The sequence below is a fragment of the uncultured Aquincola sp. genome (assembly GCF_964001545.1).
GTDB lineage: Bacteria > Pseudomonadota > Gammaproteobacteria > Burkholderiales > Burkholderiaceae_C > Aquincola.
Map to the genome: position 1 here is coordinate 1 of NZ_CAXFDV010000599.1, position 4,346 is coordinate 4,346.

Consider the following 4,346-nt stretch of genomic DNA (forward strand, 5'->3'; position numbering starts at 1 on the left):
AGCGCGATGAAGAGCAGGCTGGCCAGCACCACCGTGAGCGCCAGCGCGATCAACGGCGAGCCGAGCGACATCACCTTGGAAGGCTGAGGGCGCGCCTCAAGCTTGAGCATGTTGCACCTCCGCAGCCGGCCGCGCCGCCGCACCGGGCCACAGGCCCGACATCCATTCCCCGATGGTCTCGATCGTCGCTTCGGCCACCGGCACGCTGGGCGACAGCCGCCCCTGCGCGATGACCACCAGCCGGTCGCTCACCTCGAACAGCTCGTCCAGCTCTTCGCTGACCACCAGCAGCGCACAGCCCTCGTCGCGCAGCTTCAGCAGCGCGGCGCGGATCTGCGCCGCGGCGCCCACGTCCACGCCCCAGGTGGGCTGCGAGACGATGAACACCTTGGGCTTGGCATCGACCTCGCGCCCGACGATGAACTTCTGCAGGTTGCCGCCCGACAGCGACTTGGCCGCCGCGCCCGGGCCGCCGGCCTTGACGTTGTAACGGTTGATCAGGTCGGCCGCCAGCTGCTGCACGCGGCCTACCTTGATCCAACCGCCGGCGCCCACCGCTTCGGTGCGGGTGAGCAGCGTGTTCTGCGCCAGGCTGAGCGTGGGCACCGCGCCGCGGCCCAGCCGCTCTTCCGGCACGAAGTGCAGGCCCAGCGCCCGCCGCCGCGCCGGGCTGGCGCCGGCGATGTCCTGCCCGAACAGGGTGATGGCGCCGCTGGCTGCGCGGCGGTCTTCACCGCTCAGGGCGGCCATCAGCTCCTGCTGACCGTTGCCCGAGACGCCGGCCACGCCGACGATCTCGCCCGCGCGCACCTGCAGCGCGATGTCGGCCAGCGTGGTGCCGAAGGGCGACTGCTTGGCCAACGACAGGTTCCTGAGTTCCAGCGCCACCGCGCCGGGCGTGGACTGCACATGCTTGAGCTGCGGCGGCTCGGCACCGATCATCAGCCGCGACAGGCCGGCGTTGGTCTCGGTGGAGGGGTCGACCTCACCAGTCACCTTGCCGCCGCGCAGCACGGTGCAGTGGTGGCACAGCGCGCGGATCTCGTCGAGCTTGTGGCTGATGTAGAGGATGCTGCAGCCATCGGCCGACAGCTTGCGCAGTGTGACGAACAGCTTTTGCACCGCCTGCGGCGTGAGCACCGAGGTGGGCTCGTCCAGGATGAGCAGCTGGGGGTTGGTGAGCAGCGCACGCACGATCTCGACGCGCTGGCGTTCACCCACCGACAGGCTGTGCACCGGCCGCAGCGGGTCGACCTCCAGGCCGTAGGCCTGCGACACCTGGCGGATGCGGCCGGTCACCTCGGCCAGCGTCATGCTCTTGTCCAGGCCCAGCCACACGTTCTCGGCCGCAGTGAGGGTGTCGAACAGCGAGAAGTGCTGGAACACCATGCTGATGCCCAGCGCCCGCGCTTCCTGCGGGTTGCGGATGTTCACCGGCTGGCCGTTCCAGCGCACCTCGCCCTCATCCGGGCGCACCGCGCCGTAGATGATCTTCATCAGGGTGCTCTTGCCGGCGCCGTTTTCGCCCAGCACGGCATGGATTTCACCCGGCTTGACGCGCAGGCTGACGTTGTCGTTGGCCTTGACGGCCGGGTACTGCTTGCTGATGCGGACCAGCTCCAGCCTCAGCATGCCGCCCCCCTCCGGTGTTCGTTCATTCATTCATTCGCTGCCGATGGTGATGTACTTGAAAAGGAAAATACACCCGATGACCCAGACCATCCAATGCACGCCGCGCCCGCGGCCGGTGAGCAATTTCAACACCGCGTAGGTGATGAAGCCGAAAGCCAGCCCGTGTGCGATGGAATAGGTGAACGGCATCATCAGCGCCGTCACCGCGGCCGGGATCACGTCGGTGGTCTCGTCCCAGTCGAGTTCGGTGATCTCCCGTAGCATTAAACAGGCCACGAAGAACAGCGCCGGGGCGGTGGCATAGGCCGGCACCGCGCCCGCCAGCGGCGAGATGAACAGGCACGCCAGGAACAGCCCGGCCACCGTCAGCGCCGTGAGTCCGGTGCGGCCACCGGCCTGCACGCCGGCAGCGCTTTCCACATAGGCGGTGGTGCTGGAGGTGCCCAGCAGCGAGCCGGCGAAGATGGCCGCGCTGTCGGCCATCAACGCCTTGTTCATGCGGTCCATCTTGCCCGGCACCAGCAGCCCGGCGCGCTTGGCCACGCCCATCAGCGTGCCGGTGGCGTCGAACAGCTCGACCAGGAAGAACACCAGGATCACGTTCAGGATGCCGCCCTTGAGCGCGGCCGCGATGTCCAGCTGCAGGAAGGTGGGGGCGATGGACGGCGGCGCCGAGAACACGCCCTGGAACTGGTTGCCGCCGAGGAAGAACGAGGCCAGCGTGACCCCCAGCATGCCGATGAGGATGGCGCCCGGCACCTTGAGCCTGTCCAGCACCACGATGGCGAAAAAGCCCAGCGTGGCCAGCACCACCGCGGGCGTGTGCAGGTTGCCCAGCGTCACGTAGGTGGCCTTGGAAGGCGCCACCAGCCCCGCGCTCTTGAGCGCGATGATGGCCAGGAACAACCCGATGCCCACCGTGATGCCGATGCGCAGCGCCGGCGGTATGGCGCGGATGATGATCTCGCGCAGCCGGAACACCGTGACCAGGAAGAAGAGGCACCCGGAGATGAACACCGCCCCCAGCGCCGCCTGCCAGGTGAAGCCCATGTGCATCACCACCACGTAGGCGAAGTAGGCGTTCAGGCCCATGCCGGGCGCCAGCGCGATGGGGTAGTTGGCGTACAGGCCCATCACCACCGAGCCCAGCGCGGCGATCAGGCAGGTGGCCACGAACACCGCGCCCTTGGGCATGCCGGCGTCGCCCAGGATGGCCGGGTTGACGAAGATGATGTAGGCCATCGTCAGGAAGGTGGTCAGCCCGGCCACCAGCTCGGTGCGCACGGTGGTGCCGTGCTCCTGCAGGCGGAACAATCGTTCGAACATGGCTTGTCTCCTCCGGCCTCGGGGCCGGTTTGTGGTTGGCTTTGTTTTATGGAATGCGGGGCAGGCGGCACGCGGGGTGCCGCCCGGTCAGCCCACCGGGGGCGTGCGGCTGAACTGCGGCACGCCCTGCACGTAGGCGGCGGCCAGGTTGCGGTCGTCGGCCAGCGTGAACCAGGCGAACAGCTGTTCGTGCAGGCTTTGCACCACGGCCATGCGGCGCTCGGCCACCGGGTCGGCGGCCCAGTCCCACACGCACACGTCGGCCAGGCGGCCGGGCTCGAAGGAGCCGATCTCATGGTCCAGCCGCAGCGCCTGCGCAGCGCCCAGCGTGGCCGCATGCAGCGCCTTCCAGCCGGTCAGGCGCTGGCCCTGCATCGCCTGGATCTTGTAGGCGTCCAGCACGGTGCGCATCATCGACAGGCTGGTGCCGCCGCCCACGTCGCTGGCCAAGGACACCTGGCCACCGGCTTCTTCGGTGGCGCGCCAGTCGAACAGGCCGCTGCCCAGGAACAGGTTGGAGCTGGGGCTGTGCGCCACCTGGGCGCCGGTGTCGCGCAGCACCGCGCGGTCTTCGGCGTCGAGCCAGATGCCGTGGGCCAGCACGCTGCGCTCGTTCATCAGGCCGGCGCGCAGGTACACGTCCAGGTAGCTGCGCGCCTCGGGGAACAGCTGCTGCACCCAGGCCACTTCCTCGCGGTTCTCGGCCACGTGGGTCTGCATGTACAGGCCCGGGTAGGCGGCGCACAGCGCGCCGGCCATGGCCAGCTGCTCGGGCGTGCTGGTGGGCGCAAAGCGCACCGTCACCGCATAGGCCAGCCGGCCGCGGCCGTGCCAGCGCTCGATCAGCTCCACGCAGTCGCGCTCGGCCTGCACCACGTCGTCGCGCAGGTTGTCGGGGGCGTTGCGGTCCATCAGCACCTTGCCGGTGATCAGCCGCATGCCGCGGCGGTGGGCCTCGGCCATCAGCAGCTCGGCGCTGATCTTGTGCACCGTGGGAAACACCACCGCCGTGGTGGTGCCGTGGGCCAGCAGCGCCTGCACGAAGCGGGCGGCGCCGGCCTCGCTCTCGGCGGCCTGGGCGTAGCGGCTTTCGGCCGGAAAGGTGTAGGTGTTCAGCCAGTCCAGCAGCTCGGTGCCATAGCTGCCGATGACGTCGAGCTGCGGGCTGTGCACATGGGTGTCGATGAAGCCCGGCAGGATCAGCCGGCCGCGGTGGTCGTGCCGCTGCCAGCCTTCGCCGGGCAGCGGCGCATCGGCCGGCTGGGCACCGGTGATGCGGCCGTCTTCGATCAGCAGCCAGTGGTCGGGCCGCCAGCGCACGGCCGGGCTGTGCACCGCGCCCCACTCGGGCGTGGCGGTGAAGTCGAGCAGGTCACCCCGCAGGGCCA

3 protein-coding genes and 1 pseudogene are annotated in these 4,346 nt (G+C 69.4%); all 4 read right to left on the reverse strand.

What is annotated here, in order from left to right; genetic code table 11:
- Positions 1-110, reverse strand: a pseudogene (locus tag ABNT58_RS20695) (ABC transporter permease); the annotation flags it as partial.
- Positions 97-1,632, reverse strand: a complete 1,536-nt coding sequence (locus tag ABNT58_RS20700) for an ABC transporter ATP-binding protein (protein ID WP_348755305.1) — start codon at positions 1,630-1,632, stop codon at positions 97-99. The gene ABNT58_RS20700 and the pseudogene ABNT58_RS20695, both read right to left, overlap by 14 nt.
- Before the next feature lie 30 nt (positions 1,633-1,662).
- Complete coding sequence (locus ABNT58_RS20705; protein WP_348755306.1) at positions 1,663-2,958, reverse strand: NCS2 family permease; 1,296 nt, start codon at positions 2,956-2,958, stop codon at positions 1,663-1,665.
- 87 nt (positions 2,959-3,045) lie between these two features.
- Positions 3,046-4,346 (reverse strand): guanine deaminase (gene guaD, locus ABNT58_RS20710; RefSeq protein ID WP_348755307.1); only part of this gene is annotated, 1,301 nt, incomplete at its 5' end.